Raw genomic sequence first — 15,175 nt, 5'->3', positions numbered from 1 at the left:
GGGGAGAACCCCGTGGTGGGAAAGAACTTTCACCGGTCCCGCTATCAGCGTTACACCGGTGGGCCGGATCCGCTTGCGCCACCGGTGGATCTGCGGGAGGCGCTGAGCGAGATCGGCGACGACGTGATGAGCGGCGCGAGTCCGCAGCGGGCGCTGCGGGAATTCCTGCGCCGCGGGTCGCAGAACATGACCGGGCTGGACAAGCTGCGTGAGCAGGTCAATCGGCGACGCCAGGAACTGCTCAAGAAGCGCAACCTCGACGGGACGTTCACCGAGATCCGGGAACTGCTCGACCGTGCGGTACTCGAGGAGCGCAAACAACTCGCCCGCGACCTCGACGACGATGCGCGCTTCGCCGAGATGCAGATCGGGTCGTTGCCGCCGTCCACCGCGCAGGCCGTCGAGGAACTCGCCGACTATCGGTGGCGCAGCCCGCAGGCCCGCGAGGACTACGAGAAGATCAAGGATCTGCTCGGCCGGGAACTGCTCGACCAACGATTCGCCGGTATGAAGGAGGCGCTCGAAGGAGCGACCGAGCAGGACCGCCAGCAGATCTCGCAGATGCTGTCGGATCTCAACGCACTCCTCGACGCCCACAACCGTGGTGAGGACACCACCGAACAGTTCGCCGACTTCATGGACAAACACGGCGACCACTTTCCCGAAAACCCCGGCAACACCGAAGAACTCATCGATTCGCTGGCGCAGCGGGCCGCGGCGGCGCAGCAGTTCTACAACTCGCTGAGCCCTGAACAACGCGCCGAAATCGACCAGCTCGCCCAGCAGGCGTTCGGTTCACCGGAGCTGATGAGTCAACTCGCGCAGATGGATTCGGCGTTGCGGCAGGCGCGTCCCGGGCTGGATTGGGATGGCTCGCAAGAGTTCTCGGGGGATCAGCAGATGGGCCTCGGGCAGGGCGCCGCGGCCTTACGCGACATCTCCGAACTCGAGGCGCTGTCCGAACAACTCTCGCAGCAGTATGCCGGTGCGCAGATGGATGACATCGACATCGACGCCCTCGAACGTCAGCTCGGGGAGCAGGCCGGTGTCGACGCGCGCACGCTGCAAGAACTCGAGAAGGCGCTGCGCGAGGAGGGTTTCTTCGACCGCACCTCCGACGGCCAACTTCGCCTGAGCCCCAAGGCGATGCGTCAACTCGGACAGTCGATCTTCAAAGACATTGCCGATCAGATGCACAGCCGCGGCGACCGTCAGACCCGCAACAGTGGGCTGCTCGGTGAACCGACCGGAGCCACCCGCGAGTGGGCGTTCGGTGACACCGATCCGTGGGATGTGTCGCGGACGGTGTCCAACGCCGTGCTGCGGACGGCGGCCGAAGGTGCGCCGAGGGCCGCCGGGCAGCCGGCGGTGCGGATCGACGTCCGCGACGTGGAGGTCGCCGAGACCGAGGCGCGCACCCAGGCGGCGGTGGTGCTGCTGGTCGACACCTCGTTCTCGATGGAGATGGAGGGTCGCTGGACGCCGATGAAGCGCACGGCGATCGCATTGAATCACCTGATCTCCACCCGATTCCGCAGCGACGAGCTGCACCTCATCGCGTTCGGGCGGTATGCGCGGTCCATCGACATCGCCGAGCTGACCGGGCTGCAACCGCGTATGGAGCAGGGCACCAACCTGCATCACGCGCTGCTGCTCGCGCAGCGGCATCTGCGGCGATTCCCGAACGCCCAGCCGGTGGTGCTGGTGGTCACCGACGGCGAGCCGACCGCCCACCTCGATCCCAGCGGCGAACCGTTCTTCTTCTATCCGCCGCATCCGCAGACGATCGCGCTGACTGTCCGCGAACTCGACCACGTCGCCCGGTTCGGTGCGCAGGTCACCTTCTTCCGGTTGGGGGAGGATCCCGGTCTCGCGCATTTCATGGATCAGATCGCTCGGCGCATCGGTGGGCGAGTGGTGGCCCCGGATGTCGACGGACTCGGCGCGGCCGTCGTCGGCGATTACCTGAAATCACGGCGGGGTCGTCGACGCGGATAGGCGGGCAGCGCCGGGTCAGAGCGTGAAGCGGAGTCAGACCGTGAATCCCGGCCCGGCGGCGGGGCCTCCGGGCGGCCCGAAAGGTGGCGGAGTGCGCCGGTCGCGGCGACGGCCGACGACCCACAGGATGATCCCGACGACGATGATGAACAGTCCGAACAATCCGCCGAAGACGGCCAGCAGGATGCCGCCGACCCCGGAGAGCACGCCGCCCACGGCCAGGGGCGGTGCGCCGACGACGTAGCCGTCGCCGCAGTCGATGACGTAGTCGCCGGTCTCGGTGAAGGAGTACTGCGCGAAGGAACGCACCGTGGTGTGGTTGTAGGTGAACGACGACGTGACGTTCGAAGCCTGTCTCTGCACACCGGGTCCGGTGATGGTGCACTGCGGCAGTGCGTCCTCGAAGGCGTTCTGGGTGCCGGGGGCGTAGAGGGCGAGGCTCTCATCGGCCCAGAAATGTTTGGTGGTCGAGCCGTGGATCTCGAAGGCGCTGTTGGTCTGATCGGTGACCTTGGAGATGCCGGTGACCGCGAGGAGCACTCCGGCACCGACGCTGAGGGCCAGCGCCACGACGCCCAGAAAGGTGAGGACCTTGCCGACTCGTGTCATCAGGCGATCGTGCCAGAAAACCGGCCGACTCAGGGTGTATCTCAGGGTGATCACTCATGCGTTGCGGGGACCGACCCGCCTAACCTGGTGGACGTGACCACTTCTGACGATTCGACGGCATTCGGTGACGACCGCGCGGCCCGGATGCGTGCCGCCGACGCCGATCGGGAACTCGTGCACGAGATCCTGTCGGCGGCGATGGAACAGGGCAGTCTGTCTCCCGAGGAGTACTCCGACCGAGCGGGAAAAGCGTTGACGGCGAAAACGTTCGGTGACCTCGACGCGTTGACCGACGATCTGCCGGTCACCCAGCTCGGAGTGCGGCTGCCGGCCGCCGGGGCGCCCTATCCGTCGCGGGTCACTCCGCACAGTGGTCGTGAGCCGGTGCGGTCGCGGTTGGCGATCATGTCCGGCAGTGAACTCAAGGGGCAGGCGGCCGTCGCCGAGCATCTGTCGGCGACGGCCATCATGGGTGGCGTCGAGATCGACCTGCGTGAGGTCGAGTTCACCGAGCCCCACCTGACGATCCAGTGCGTGGCCATCATGGGTGGCGTCGACATCACCGTGCCGCCCGACGTCGCCGTCGAGATCGGCGGTGCGGCGGTGATGGGCGGCTTCGGTGGCAAGGCCGCAGGACCGGGAGTGCCCGGCGCCCCGACCGTGCACATCACCGGATTCGCCTTGATGGGCGGCGTCGAGGTGAAACGCAGGGAACGGGGCGAGGGGCCCAAGAAGTTCTGGGGTTGTGGCTGATCGGGTGAGTCAGTCGAGCATTCCGTAGATCATGCGGATGATGGCCTCCGCCAAAGCATTCCGGGTGGCGGTGTAGGACGTCTCCGGCGTCGTGGTGGTGGCCGTCAGATCGGCGAGACGTCCGTCACGCACGATGTAGACCAACGTGGCCAGTTCGGTCGCCGATGGGCCGTCCGGCGCCAGCCCGAGTGCCCGGTCGCGGTCGATCTTGGTGGCCAGTCGTTCGATGAACCGTTGCCGCGCACGATCGATGAAGTCCTCGAGTGGGGGATAGCCCGAACCCTGGGGGGACTGGCCGACGCATGCCAGGATCGGGCCATTGGCGCGCCAGATGTCGGCGACCGCGTCGAGTTGGGCGCGGAGCAGATCGGGGTGCGGGCCGTCGGAGTCGAACCACTCGTGGGTCGTGGAGAACTGATCCCAGGTCTGCTCCATCAGCGTCGCGAGCACGGCCTGCTTCGAGGGGAAGTAGAAGTAGAAGCTTGTTCGTGAAATACCTGCGGCCGAGGCGATCTCGTCGATCGTGACGTCGGCCATCGGACGGTGCGCCAGCAGTGACCGGGTGGCGGTGAGGATCTGCGCCTCGCGTTGGTCACCCTTGGAGGGGGTACCCCGGCGACGGGCGGAGGCGGTCCGCGCGGTGCTACTGGCCATGGAATCATCGTAGAACCCACCCAAAACAGACACGGTGTCGACTCGAATCGACACAGTGTCGACTTCCGCCTTATGGTGGTCGTCATGACCGCATCTCAGACCTCCACGAGGGCGTCGTCGCCGACGCTGATCCTCGTCGCCGCCGCGTCGTCGGTGCTGCTCCTCGCGATGATCCAGACCCTCGCGGTGCCGGTGCTCCCCCAGATCGGAGAGCAACTCGGCGTCTCGTTGACGACGGTCGGATGGGTGACGACCGCGACGATGCTCTCGGCGTCGGCGCTGACGCCGCTGCTCGGACGTCTCGGTGACGTCTACGGCCACAAGCGCATCATCCTGATCGCGCTGGTGATCACCTTGGTCGGCAGTCTGCTTGCGGCACTGACCCATTCGATCGGAGTACTGATCGTCGCGCGGGTGTTGCAGGGCGCGAGCTTCGGCCTGTTCCCGCTCGCGATCAGCGTGCTCCGGCACGAACTACCCCACCAACGCCTCACCGGTGCCATGGCGATCACCGCCTCGGCACTCGGGGTGGGCAGTGGTCTGGCGCTGGTCGCCACCGGACTGCTGACCCGCGACGACGCCGACTACCGGCGGATCTTCTGGCTGTGCGTCGCGATGACGGCGATCGTGCTGGTGATGATGGTGTTCGCGGTTCCGGATCGTCGAGGCGCCGGTGGCAGTGTCGACTACGTCGGTGCCCTGGTCCTGGCCGTCGGGCTGGTGTGTCTGCTGCTGCCGACGTCGCAGGGCCACGATTGGGGCTGGGGTTCGGCCCGCGTCATCGGCCTCTACCTCGCGGCCGTCGTCGTCCTGGTTGGCTTCTGGATTCTGCAGTCGCGCAAGCGTTCTCCGCTGGTGTCGGTGGACCTGCTGACCCGGCGCGCGGTGCTCGCCACCAACACCGCCTCGCTGTGCGTCGGATTCGCCATGTTCAGTGTGTTCCTCGGCGCCACCTACTTCGTGCAGACCCCCGACGCGATCGCCGGATACGGATTCGGTGCGTCGGTGCTGACGACCAGCGTGGTGTTCATGCTTCCCGGCGCGGTGGTCTCGATCCTGGTCGGACCCGTCGCCGGTGCGGCGGTGGCCCGGCGTGGTCCGCGCGTGGTGCTGCTGGTCGCCGCGGTCGTCGGCATCATCGGGATGCTGCTGCTGACCTTCCTGCACGCCAACACCGGCGAGATGATCGTCGGGCTGGTGATCGCCAACGTCGCGGTCGCGGCGGCGTATGCGGCGATGCCCGCGCTGCTGGTCGGCAACGTCGAACCACACGAAACCGGCATCGCCAACTCGATCAACTCGATCATGCGGACCGTCGGCGGGGCGGTCGGCAGTGCCGTCATCATCACGGTGCTGGCCGCCGAGGTCGCCGTCCACTCGATGGGGCCGGTGTCGGTATCACTGCCCACCGAGAACGCCTACCGGGTGGCGTTCCTGCTGGGGGCGGGCGCGTTCGCTCTCGCAGCGTTGCTGGCGGCGTTCGCCATCCCACGGCATGCGGCTCATCAACTGACGGCCCATCAGCGCGAGGAGGAGATCGCCCTCGGGGCGGCGGGCGAGTTCGCCACCGCCTCGGTCGACGTCGACTGACGCGACGGTCGGTCGGCGGCGGCTCAGGCCAACAGCCACGCGATGATCGCGATGGCCGGGATCGAGGCCAGGGTGGTGATCAGCGCGGTGTCGCGGGCCAGGATCTGGCCTCGTCGATAGCGGGTGGCGTACACCACGACGTTCTGTGCGGTCGGCAGGGCGGCGATGACGGTCTGGGCGAACAACTGGTGACCGGATTGATGGAAACCCCAGCGGGCGATCACATAGACCAGCAGGGGCATCGCCACCATCTTGAGGACCGTGGCCAGCACGATGTCGCGACGCGGACTCTCACCCTTCCTGAAGATCGCCGCGCCCGTCAACGACAGACCGAACGCCAGCAACGCACCCGGCACCGACATGTTGCCGAGCATCTTGAGCGGTTCCAGAACCGCCTGCGGCAGGTGCCATCCGAGTGCCGAGATGACGACGCCGGCGAGCCCACCGATGACGATCGGGTTGGTCAGCGGCAACACCACCGCGTCACGGAACGGGTGCCCGGTACCGCGTTCGAGGGCCGTCATGTCCAGTGCCGCGAGCGCGATCGGCGAGTAGATCAGGATCTGGAACAACAGCAGGGGCGCGATGAACGAGGCGTCGTCGAGCACGAAGATCGCGATCGGGACTCCGAGGTTCACGCTGTTGACATACGACGACGCGAGCGCGCCGATCACCAGTTCGGGGGTGTCGCGACGCAGGATCAGTTTGGCGACGACCGCGTAGAGTGCGCCCACTGCGAGCGCCGAGGCACCCGCGATGACCAGGGTTGCGGAGAAGATGGTCGACAGATCGGTGGTGACCAGCGAGTAGAACAGCAACGCAGGCGTCGACACGAAGAAGACCAGTCGGGAGAGCACCTCGTGGGCGTGCTCGCCCAGCGCGCCGGTGCGGCCGAGGAGGAAGCCGACGCCGACCATGATGAAGATGGCGGTGAAACCGGACACGACTCCTGACACTCGAGTGAGTCTATGACCGCCAGTCCGGGCCGGACGCAACGCGTGCGTTCGGATGAATCGGACCGTTCCGACGCTTGCGAGACGCCGGGTGCTGGTTACGCTGGGCGCGCACACACGACGTGTGACAGTGACGCAGGGAGGCCGTTCCATGCCCGAACCGACCGACAATCCCGTGCCGGGATCGGGTCCGTTCGACCCCGCCGAGAGCGAGAAGACGACCATCGCGCCGCGGCCGAGTATCGACTTCTCCAAGAAGTCGTCGCCGGGGTCGTCCTCGCACGGATCGTCAACGCCGCCGAGTGCTGACTCGTCGCAGTGGCAGCCGACCCGGCTCAATCCGGTGTCGGCGCCGACACCGTCGCTGCCGCCGCAGCCGCCCCGTCCACCTGCGCCACCGGCCCTCCCGCCGCTGCCACCGCCCGCCGCGGCCACGCCGCCACCGGTGTACGGCGCGCCGCAACCGCCGCTGCCCACCTACGGCACACCGTCGGCGCCGCCGCCGATCGGGGTTCCCGTGTACGGGCAGCCGGTCTATGTGACACCCCTGGTCGTCGGCGCGCCGGCACGCAGGACCAACGGCATGGCAACGGCCGCGCTGGTGGTGTCCATCATCGGAGCGTTCATGTGTCTGGGCTGGTTGGGCATCATCTTCGGGCTGATCGGCCGCAAACAGATCCGGGAGTCCCAGGGCGCCGAAGACGGTGACGGGATGGCGATCGCGGGCATCGTCATCGGTGCACTCAACCTGCTCGGGCTGGTCGTTACGGTGCTCTGGTACGTGTTCGCGATCCTGTTGGTCGCGTCCTCCGGTTACTGAGGTCCCGGCCGTTTTGGATCCCGACCCATCCGGCCTGTAGTCTGGTCGGGTTGCGTGTCGCGCCCCATGGCCGCCGACGCGCTGACCAAGAGCAACCATCCCCTTCGCGGAGCGGATGGTCGGCGAGACCACGTAGAGAAGGGCACGATCATGGCTGTACCGAAGCGCCGGATGTCGCGGGCGAACACCCGTACCCGTCGTTCGCAGTGGAAGGCGGAGAACCCCGCACTCCAAGAGGTGAAGGTCGCCGGCGTTGCGCAGCGCATCCCGCGCCGCTACGCCAAGGCCGCGCAGGCCGGGATCATCGATCTCGACCGCCGCTGAGTTGGGCCGACCGGTCACCGGTCACTGACACCACGACCGCTCCGGGAAACCGGGGCGGTCGTTTTGTTTGGTCGTAGGCTTCCCATGCTTCTCGAGATACTCAACATCGCCGGCATCGCGGTGTTCGCCGCGTCGGGCGCACTCCTCGGTGTCCGCAAGGATTTCGACCTCTGGGGCATCCTCACCGTCGGCGTGCTCACCGGCGTGGGTGGTGGCATCCTGCGCGACGTGCTGCTCGGCATCACCCCGCCGACGGCCGTGCAGAACTGGCCACCGATCCTCACCGCGGTCATCGCGAGTCTCGTCGTGTTCTTCTTTCACCCCGCCTTCGCCGAACTCCGACGCACGATCCTGGTGCTCGACGCCTTCGGTATGGGTCTGTTCGCGACGACGGGCGCCGGCATTGCACTCGACGTCGACGCCAGCGTATTCGCGGCGATCCTGGTCGGAATGCTGACCGCGATCGGCGGCGGAGTCCTGCGTGACGCTCTCGCCAACGAGATCCCGCTGCTGCTCCAGCCGGCCGACCTCTACGCGGTGCCCGCGCTGGTGGGCGCGTGCCTGTACGTGGCCGGCGAGACATGGCTGCCACAGTTTCACAACCTCGTCCTCATCGTTTCGGCGATCACCGCCACCGCCCTGCGTCTGGCCGGGCTGGCGTGGCGATGGCGACTGCCCACCGCCCCTAACATCGTCCGGTGGCCGAGGCGCCGCCGGCCCTGACGACCGCCCGCTCGCCGGCTCCCGCCGGCCGGCTCTGCCCACCAACCCGCAGGTCGAGGTGTGAGGAGCGCCGGCGACGAGCCTCAAGACCTCCTGTAAAGCTGCTGGTTCCGGCCCAACGGCGTCGTGTGGAGGGGTCTCGACTGTCTCGACCGGCGGAAGGGCGTCTCGACCGACGGAAGGCGAGTGCTGTGAACGTCGAGGTGAGCGCCGTCAACGTCGAGGAGAGCGCTGTCAGCCGGGGCCGGTTTCATTCTGCGCGAGTGAATCGGACGATCAACACGCTTCCCGGCCTTCCCTGTCGTTGCCATGCATGGCGAGCGAGATGGGTCGGGGCGTCGTGGGTCGGGTCATGTCGCCGTCGTCGTGTTGTAGCTGGGGATCGGGATCGCGGTCGTGTCGGTGACCCCGGCGCACGCCGCGCCGTCGGTGGGGACGGGCGCCGGGAGCGTCACGCAGGCGTGCGTTCAACGGCGGATCGGCGACGAGGGACGAGAACTACTGGGCCAGGAACTTGTTGACGGTCCGGTTGACGACGTTCGGGATGAACTTGGCGGCGTTGCCCAGCACCAGGGTCTGGGTGCCCACCGAGTAGCTGGTGCGATGCAGTAGCCGATCGACGCGGTTGGGATGCACCGATTCGAAGACCTTGTCGGCCACCTGTTCTGGGGTGATGTGCACGCCGAGGGTCTTGGTGGTCTTGGCGTCGTTGTCGGCGAGGGCGGTCTTGGCCCACAGCGGCCAGATACTGACGACGCGGATGTCGTCGGGCTCCCACTCCAGCTCGAGTGCCTCGGTCAGCCCGGCGACGTAGAACTTCGCGGCACTGTAGGTGGCGATGCCCGGCTGGCCGTAGATCGCCGACGCCGAGGCGATGTTCACCAGGTGGGCGCCCGGGGTGGCCTTGAGGTAGGGGTAGGCGGCCTGTGCACCGAGGGTCACGCCGAGGGCGTCGATGTCGATCTGCGCGCGGATCGCGGCGGGGGAGATCTCGTCGAGGCGACCGGCCACCAGCACGCCGGCGTTGTTGTCGAGCACGTCGAGGGTTCCGTCGGTGTGCGAGGTGAACTCGGCCAATGCCTGTTGCCACTGCTCGGGCTCGCGGACGTCGATCACCCCGGTGATGAAGTCGGGGTGATTGGCCTTGACCTTGTCGACGGCGTCCTGATTGACGTCGTAGATCCCGACGGTCCAGCCGGCCCGCTCAAATCGCTCGGCCGTGGCCAGCCCGATACCGGCCGCACCGCCGGTGATGAAGATCGATGACATGCGCTCTCCTAGCGTCTGAACTGCATAGATGCTTCGCTCCGCAGAACTTACTCACGAGTATATGTCCGTGTCTGTTTACTCCGTCACACAGCCCTGCTATCTTGACAACAAGCGTTGATAAGACAACGTCTGTTGTCATCAACTTAAATGATTCGGAGGCACGCGATATGACCGCCGCAATGGAACACGCCGCACATGATCACGACAACCGCGACCGCGACGAGCAGGATGCGGTCGTGGTGAGCATGCAGGATCAGGACACCGACGAGGTGTCGGCCCGGCTGCTGGCGTCGGCCGCCCGTCTTTCGCGCAACGCCATGACCGAGATCGACTGGGACCTCCCGATGGACCCCACCAAGTACGGGTGCAGCCCGGAATGGTCGTCGCTCTACGGCACCGCGTACTGGGACGAACTCACCGAGGAGCAGCGCATCTCGGTGACCCGCCACGAGTTCGCGTCGATCATGAACATCGGCATCTGGTTCGAGATGATCCTGCAGGAGATGGTCATCCGCGACCAGTACCTCGGCGAATACCACAGCCCCGAGTTCCAGTTCGCGCTCACCGAGATCGCCGACGAATGCCGCCACTCCATCATGTTCGCCAAGGCCAGCGAGAAGATGGTCGGCACCTCCTATCGTCCGTCGAAGTTTGTTGGCCGACTGGGCAAGCTCTTCAAGGCCACCGCCAAGAACGAGGTCGCCTACGCCGGCATACTCGTGGCCGAAGAGGTGCTCGACGTGTTCCAGCGCGGGTGCATGCGCGACGATCGGGTGCTCCCGTTCATCCGGACCGTCAACGAGATCCACGTCCTCGAAGAGTCCCGTCACATGAAGTTCGCGCGCCAGGAAGTCCGTGACGCCCTCGAGGGTGTCGGCCGCGCGCGACGCGCCTTCAGCGCCCTCTACATCTCTATCGGCGCCTACACCATCGTGTCGAATCTGGTTCAGCGCCAGGCGTTTGTCGATGCCGGCCTCGACGCCGACCGCGCCGTGGCCGAGAAGAACGCCAACTCGCACTTCCACTCGATGATCCGCAGCAGCTGTGCGCACCTGATGGAGTTCCTCGACGAGGTCGGCCTGCTGACCCGTCCGGCGATGTACTACTACCGGAAAGCCAACATGCTCTGATGTTTGTCATCACTCAATCCTGCTGCAGCGACGCGGCGTGCGTGTCGGTCTGCCCGGTCAACTGCATCCACCCGACCCCCGAAGAGCGCGGCTTCGGCAGCTCCGACATTCTGCACATCGACCCGGTGGCCTGCATCGACTGCGGTGCCTGCGCCGACGCCTGCCCCGTCGACGCGATCTTCCCGGCCGACAAGCTCGGCACCCGTGACAAGGTCTTCCTCGACATCAACGCCGACTACTACAAGAACAACCCGGACGTGACGTCGGGCTGGAGTGACGTCACCTACCCCGACATCCCGAAACTGCCTGCGGGACTGCGTGTTGCACTGGTCGGGACCGGGCCGTCGGGTGGCTACGCGTTGCGCACTCTGCTCGATCGCACCGAGGCCGACGTGACCGTCATCGACCGGCTGCCCACCCCCGGCGGACTGGTCCGCGCCGGCGTCGCCCCCGACCATCCCGGCACCAAGGGCGTGCTGCACGGCTTCGACCTGCTCTACCGCGATCCGCGGGTCACGATGGCCACCAATGTCTCTGTGGGACAGGGCCCGAACGACATCACGCCGGCCGAACTCGCCGAGCACTTCGACGCCGTCTTCTACGCGGTCGGCGCCAGTGAGTCACGGCGCCTGGGCATTCCGGGTGAAGACCTGCCCGGTTCGACGTCGGCCACCGAACTCGTCGCGTGGTACAACGCGGTGCCCGGTGCGGACGTCGCCCCGCCGATCCGCCACGACGACTCGGCATCGGGCCGCGCGGTGATCGTCGGCACCGGCAACGTGGCGCTCGACGTCGCCCGCATCCTGGTGTCGCCGCCGGAGTTGTTGGCCACCACCGACATCGCCGATCGCGCACTGCACATCCTGGAACAGCAGAACGTTCACGAGGTCGTCGTGCTGGGTCGTCGTGATCAGGCCCATGCCGCCTACACCTCGGCCGAATACCGTGCGCTGTCCACCATTCCGGGAGTGGAGGTGGTCGTCCACGACGACCCGGAGGCCCCGTTGCCGGATCTGTCGGGTCCGGCCGACCCGTCGACGCGACGCATCGTATTCCTGTTCCACAGCGCGCCCACCGCGATCCTCGGCGCCGCCGGTGTCGAGGGAGTGGACGTCACCACCGGTACACGTGACCACCGCATTGCCGCCGACCTCGCCGTGCGTTCCATCGGGTACCGCTCGGTGCCCATCGCCGGGTTGCCGTTCGACCAGACGCGGGGTGTCTTCCCGAACGACGAGGGCCGCATGCTCGACGAGCACGGTGCGGTGATGCCCGGCGCATACGTCGTCGGCTGGGCCAAGCGCGGCCCCAGCGGCGGCATCGGCGCGAACAAGTTGTGCGCGCAGAACACGGTGGAGGACTTCATCTCCGACGCGGCCAACGGTGTGCTGCCGCGCAGTGCCCGGGAACCCGGTGACTTCGGCAAGCTGCTGCGGGCCCGGACGCGTCACGTCATCGGGTACCGCGGCATGCGGGCCATCGACCGGATCGAGCGTCGCCGAGGACAAGAACAAGGCCGTCCACGCGTCAAGTTCACGCGCATCCCCGACATGGTCGGGGCGGCGGGGAGGCGTCGGGGATGACCGTATCGGGGAGTGCGGCAGGAGATACCACGCCGCGCGTCCACCCGGCGTGGTATCGACGTTCGTTGCTCGTGGTGTTCGTGGCCGCCTTCATCACTCAGAACGCCATCGCTGTGCCCTACGTCAGGAGGAACGGCCCGGGTTCGGTGAAGGACTTCTTCGTCGGCGACATCCTGCGGTCGACGCCCGGCCGGTTCGCCATGGTCGACCTGGCCTTCGTGGTGGTCGGTTTCCACCTCTGGGCCTTTGCCGAGGCACGCTCGTTGGGGATTCTGCGGTGGTGGCTGGCGTCGGTGGCACTGACCTTCGGTGTCGGGATCGCCACGGCCATCCCGTTCTTCCTGTTGGCGCGTGAACGGGCGCTGGCAGGTTGAGCACCTCGGGTGCCGGGCGCGGACGCCGTACCCGACACCCTGCACGGATGACATGGGGTGTTGCTCAGCCACATCTCAGACGTTGTGGATAAAACTAGACACATGCGCATACTCGTGGTCGACGACGATCGTGCTGTCCGAGAGTCGTTACGCCGATCGCTGACGTTCAACGGATACACCGTCGACACCGCGGGCGACGGCATCGAGGCGCTGGAGAAGATCGTCGCCGAACGCCCCGACGTCGCCATCCTCGATGTGATGATGCCGCGTCTGGACGGACTCGAGGTGTGCCGCCGACTCCGCTCCACCGGCGACGACCTGCCGATCCTGGTGCTGACGGCCCGCGATTCGGTGTCCGAGCGGGTCGCCGGGCTCGACGCCGGAGCCGATGACTACCTCCCCAAACCGTTCGCGATGGAAGAGCTCCTCGCCCGGCTGCGGGCGTTGCTGCGTCGCGCCGCCCCGGACGACGGCGCCGATTCGGAGACGTTGACCTTCGCCGATCTGTCCCTGGACCCGGTGACCCGTGACGTCTACCGCGCCGAACGGCAGATCAGCCTCACCCGCACCGAGTTCGCGTTGCTGGAAATGCTGATGGCCAACCCGCGTCGGGTGCTCTCCCGCAGCCGGATCCTCGAGGAGGTGTGGGGTTATGACTTCCCGACGTCGGGCAACGCCCTTGAGGTGTACGTCGGCTACCTGCGGCGCAAGACCGAGGCCGAGGGCGAGTCGCGGCTGATCCACACCGTGCGCGGGGTCGGATACGTTCTGCGAGAGACCCCGCCGTAGTGGGTGGCCCGGACGATCCCATGGTGAACACCGATCACGCGCCCAGCGTCACGCCGCGGCCCGTGTCCCCACCCGACGCCGCCGCGTCGGGGGAGATCACCGGCGCACATCGTGTGAGTGCCGCTGCTCCGCGTCGATTCCGGCCGGGAGGCAAGGGCAAGGACGACGCGGAGATGCGCGATCCGCTCACCCTCACCCGCACCGTGTCGCTGCGGGTCCGGGTGACGTTGCTGTCGGCGACGGTGGTGTTGCTCGCCGTCAGCCTGATGGCCGGCGCCGCCTACTTCGTCGTCTATCGGGCGATGTACAACGAGATCGACACCGGTCTGGAAAGCCGCGCCGACGGCATGACGTTGCTCGCCAAGCTCGGGACGCTCAATCAGCGCCCGACCGCGCTGATCACCGGAACGGTGTTCTCCACCAACATCTCGATTGCCCTGGTCCGGCCCGACGGCTCGGCGCTGCGGATCGGCATCGTCCCGTTCGGGGACACCGAACGGGCCATCGCGGAGTCGACCAACAGCCCGGGCACCAACAATCAGAGTCTGCGCACGGTGAACGGTCAGCGGGTGCTGGCCCGCAAACTCGACGACGGCAACACCCTGGTGCTGGCGCAGTCGTTGCTACACACCGACCGCATCCTCAAACGCCTGGCGTGGGTGATGCTCGTCGTCGGCTGCGGCGGCGTCGCGCTGGCCGCCCTGGCCGGGATGACGGTGGGACGCACCGGGCTGAGACCCGTGGCCCGATTGACCAGGGCCACCGAACGGGTGGCCCGCACCCAAGACCTCACGCCGATACCGGTCACCGGTAACGATGAATTGGCGCGCCTGACAGAGAGTTTCAACACCATGCTGCGGGCCCTGGCCGAATCACGGGTCCAGCAGGCGAGATTGGTGGCCGACGCCGGCCACGAACTGCGCACACCGCTGACCTCGTTGCGCACCAACCTCGAATTGCTGATCGCGGCAAGTGAACCCGGGGCACCGCCGGTGCCGGTGGCCGACATGGTGGAACTGCGGTCGGATGTGATGGCCCAGATCGAGGAACTGTCCACACTCGTCGGTGACCTCGTCGATCTGGCCCGCGAGGATGCGCCGGAAGTGGTGCTCGAAGAGATCGACCTCGCCGAGGTGATCGAGAATGCTCTCGAACGGGTCCGTCGTCGCCGCGCCGACGTCGAATTCACCACCGAGGTCAGCCACTGGTACGTCTTCGGCGAACCGCAGGGCCTGGCGCGCGCGGTGCTCAACGTGCTCGACAACGCCGCGAAATGGTCGCCCCGCGGACGCGCCGTGGTGGTCACCCTCACCCAGATCACGGTGACGACGGCCGAACTGACCGTCGCCGACGCCGGCCCGGGTATCCCCGAGGAGGACCGCGACCTCATCTTCGAGCGGTTTTATCGCTCCACTCAGTCGCGATCCATGCCGGGATCGGGTCTAGGGCTGGCGATCGTTCGTCAGGTGGTGACCCGGCTCGGCGGCACGGTGCGTGCCGAACAATCCGACCTCGGCGGTGCACTCATCCGAATGACCCTGCCCGGTCGTCCGGTGCCGGTGGAACCTTCCCCGCAGGTGGTTCGTCACTAGATCAGTGGACGCGA

15 protein-coding genes are annotated in these 15,175 nt (G+C 67.0%); 11 read left to right on the top strand and 4 right to left on the bottom strand.

Annotation, left to right across the window (positions count from 1 at the left end; translation table 11 throughout):
- The first annotated feature begins 12 nt into the window (after positions 1-12).
- The gene (locus ACWETB_RS02150; RefSeq protein ID WP_452208952.1) at positions 13-1,998 is read left to right on the top strand and encodes a vWA domain-containing protein; all 1,986 of its coding nucleotides are present in this window, start codon (positions 13-15) and stop codon (positions 1,996-1,998) included.
- Positions 1,999-2,031: 33 nt separating this feature from the next.
- On the opposite strand, the gene ACWETB_RS02145 is transcribed toward ACWETB_RS02150, so the two are convergent.
- Positions 2,032-2,607 carry a hypothetical protein gene (locus tag ACWETB_RS02145; protein WP_452208950.1) on the bottom strand — a complete coding sequence of 192 codons (576 nt, stop codon included), beginning with the start codon at positions 2,605-2,607 and terminating at the stop codon, positions 2,032-2,034.
- 144 nt (positions 2,608-2,751) lie between these two features.
- Between ACWETB_RS02145 and ACWETB_RS02140 the strand changes: the two genes are divergently transcribed.
- Positions 2,752-3,360: a DUF1707 SHOCT-like domain-containing protein gene (locus ACWETB_RS02140; RefSeq protein ID WP_449744329.1), complete on the top strand. Its 609-nt coding sequence runs from the start codon at positions 2,752-2,754 to the stop codon at positions 3,358-3,360.
- Between the two features lie 9 nt (positions 3,361-3,369).
- Here the strand turns inward: ACWETB_RS02140 and ACWETB_RS02135 are convergent, their stop codons facing one another.
- The gene (locus ACWETB_RS02135; RefSeq protein ID WP_449744255.1) at positions 3,370-4,014 is read right to left on the bottom strand and encodes a TetR/AcrR family transcriptional regulator; all 645 of its coding nucleotides are present in this window, start codon (positions 4,012-4,014) and stop codon (positions 3,370-3,372) included.
- 84 nt (positions 4,015-4,098) lie between these two features.
- Here ACWETB_RS02135 and ACWETB_RS02130 point away from each other — a divergent pair, with 84 nt between their 5' ends.
- Positions 4,099-5,604, top strand: a complete 1,506-nt coding sequence (locus ACWETB_RS02130; protein WP_449744256.1) for an MFS transporter — start codon at positions 4,099-4,101, stop codon at positions 5,602-5,604.
- Between the two features lie 23 nt (positions 5,605-5,627).
- On the opposite strand, the gene ACWETB_RS02125 is transcribed toward ACWETB_RS02130, so the two are convergent.
- Positions 5,628-6,560, bottom strand: coding sequence for an AEC family transporter (locus ACWETB_RS02125; protein WP_452208947.1), 933 nt, complete (start codon positions 6,558-6,560; stop codon positions 5,628-5,630).
- Positions 6,561-6,708: 148 nt separating this feature from the next.
- Between ACWETB_RS02125 and ACWETB_RS02120 the strand changes: the two genes are divergently transcribed.
- The 3 genes from ACWETB_RS02120 (at position 6,709) to ACWETB_RS02110 (ending at position 8,424) form a co-directional block, all read left to right on the top strand.
- Positions 6,709-7,377 carry a DUF4190 domain-containing protein gene (locus tag ACWETB_RS02120; RefSeq protein ID WP_452208945.1) on the top strand — a complete coding sequence of 223 codons (669 nt, stop codon included), beginning with the start codon at positions 6,709-6,711 and terminating at the stop codon, positions 7,375-7,377.
- A 150-nt stretch (positions 7,378-7,527) separates the two neighbouring features.
- Positions 7,528-7,701: a 50S ribosomal protein L32 gene (rpmF, locus tag ACWETB_RS02115; RefSeq protein WP_449744330.1), complete on the top strand. Its 174-nt coding sequence runs from the start codon at positions 7,528-7,530 to the stop codon at positions 7,699-7,701.
- Positions 7,702-7,785: 84 nt separating this feature from the next.
- Positions 7,786-8,424, top strand: coding sequence for a trimeric intracellular cation channel family protein (locus ACWETB_RS02110; RefSeq protein WP_348803011.1), 639 nt, complete (start codon positions 7,786-7,788; stop codon positions 8,422-8,424).
- 498 nt (positions 8,425-8,922) lie between these two features.
- Here the strand turns inward: ACWETB_RS02110 and ACWETB_RS02105 are convergent, their stop codons facing one another.
- Complete coding sequence (locus ACWETB_RS02105; RefSeq protein ID WP_449744259.1) at positions 8,923-9,693, bottom strand: SDR family oxidoreductase; 771 nt, start codon at positions 9,691-9,693, stop codon at positions 8,923-8,925.
- A gap of 167 nt (positions 9,694-9,860) precedes the next feature.
- Between ACWETB_RS02105 and ACWETB_RS02100 the strand changes: the two genes are divergently transcribed.
- The 5 genes from ACWETB_RS02100 to ACWETB_RS02080 all read left to right on the top strand — a co-directional run bounded on the left by ACWETB_RS02100 (position 9,861) and on the right by ACWETB_RS02080 (position 15,161).
- Positions 9,861-10,823, top strand: coding sequence for an AurF N-oxygenase family protein (locus ACWETB_RS02100; protein ID WP_452208942.1), 963 nt, complete (start codon positions 9,861-9,863; stop codon positions 10,821-10,823).
- Complete coding sequence (locus ACWETB_RS02095) at positions 10,823-12,406, top strand: 4Fe-4S binding protein (RefSeq protein WP_452208940.1); 1,584 nt, start codon at positions 10,823-10,825, stop codon at positions 12,404-12,406. Before ACWETB_RS02100 ends, ACWETB_RS02095 begins: the two co-directional genes overlap by 1 nt.
- Positions 12,403-12,780, top strand: a complete 378-nt coding sequence (locus ACWETB_RS02090; protein WP_452208938.1) for a DUF2834 domain-containing protein — start codon at positions 12,403-12,405, stop codon at positions 12,778-12,780. Before ACWETB_RS02095 ends, ACWETB_RS02090 begins: the two co-directional genes overlap by 4 nt.
- A 102-nt stretch (positions 12,781-12,882) precedes the next feature.
- Positions 12,883-13,569, top strand: coding sequence for a response regulator transcription factor (locus tag ACWETB_RS02085; RefSeq protein ID WP_452208936.1), 687 nt, complete (start codon positions 12,883-12,885; stop codon positions 13,567-13,569).
- 173 nt (positions 13,570-13,742) lie between these two features.
- Positions 13,743-15,161: a HAMP domain-containing sensor histidine kinase gene (locus ACWETB_RS02080; RefSeq protein WP_452209208.1), complete on the top strand. Its 1,419-nt coding sequence runs from the start codon at positions 13,743-13,745 to the stop codon at positions 15,159-15,161.
- Positions 15,162-15,175 lie beyond the last annotated feature (14 nt).

Source organism: Gordonia sp. NPDC003950, assembly GCF_053605205.1.
This window is presented reverse-complemented; position numbering and strand designations above follow the sequence as displayed.

Bases quoted from the DNA above. Each gene is read 5' to 3' on its own strand.
- ACWETB_RS02145 (WP_452208950.1), bottom strand. From the start codon at position 2,607: ATGACACGAGTCGGCAAGGTCCTCACCTTTCTGGGCGTCGTGGCGCTG.
- ACWETB_RS02140 (WP_449744329.1), top strand. From the start codon at position 2,752: ATGCGTGCCGCCGACGCCGATCGGGAACTCGTGCACGAGATCCTGTCG.
- ACWETB_RS02135 (WP_449744255.1), bottom strand. From the start codon at position 4,014: ATGGCCAGTAGCACCGCGCGGACCGCCTCCGCCCGTCGCCGGGGTACC.
- ACWETB_RS02130 (WP_449744256.1), top strand. From the start codon at position 4,099: ATGACCGCATCTCAGACCTCCACGAGGGCGTCGTCGCCGACGCTGATC.
- ACWETB_RS02120 (WP_452208945.1), top strand. From the start codon at position 6,709: ATGCCCGAACCGACCGACAATCCCGTGCCGGGATCGGGTCCGTTCGAC.
- rpmF (WP_449744330.1), top strand. From the start codon at position 7,528: ATGGCTGTACCGAAGCGCCGGATGTCGCGGGCGAACACCCGTACCCGT.
- ACWETB_RS02110 (WP_348803011.1), top strand. From the start codon at position 7,786: ATGCTTCTCGAGATACTCAACATCGCCGGCATCGCGGTGTTCGCCGCG.
- ACWETB_RS02105 (WP_449744259.1), bottom strand. From the start codon at position 9,693: ATGTCATCGATCTTCATCACCGGCGGTGCGGCCGGTATCGGGCTGGCC.
- ACWETB_RS02100 (WP_452208942.1), top strand. From the start codon at position 9,861: ATGACCGCCGCAATGGAACACGCCGCACATGATCACGACAACCGCGAC.
- ACWETB_RS02095 (WP_452208940.1), top strand. From the start codon at position 10,823: ATGTTTGTCATCACTCAATCCTGCTGCAGCGACGCGGCGTGCGTGTCG.
- ACWETB_RS02090 (WP_452208938.1), top strand. From the start codon at position 12,403: ATGACCGTATCGGGGAGTGCGGCAGGAGATACCACGCCGCGCGTCCAC.
- ACWETB_RS02085 (WP_452208936.1), top strand. From the start codon at position 12,883: ATGCGCATACTCGTGGTCGACGACGATCGTGCTGTCCGAGAGTCGTTA.
- ACWETB_RS02080 (WP_452209208.1), top strand. From the start codon at position 13,743: ATGCGCGATCCGCTCACCCTCACCCGCACCGTGTCGCTGCGGGTCCGG.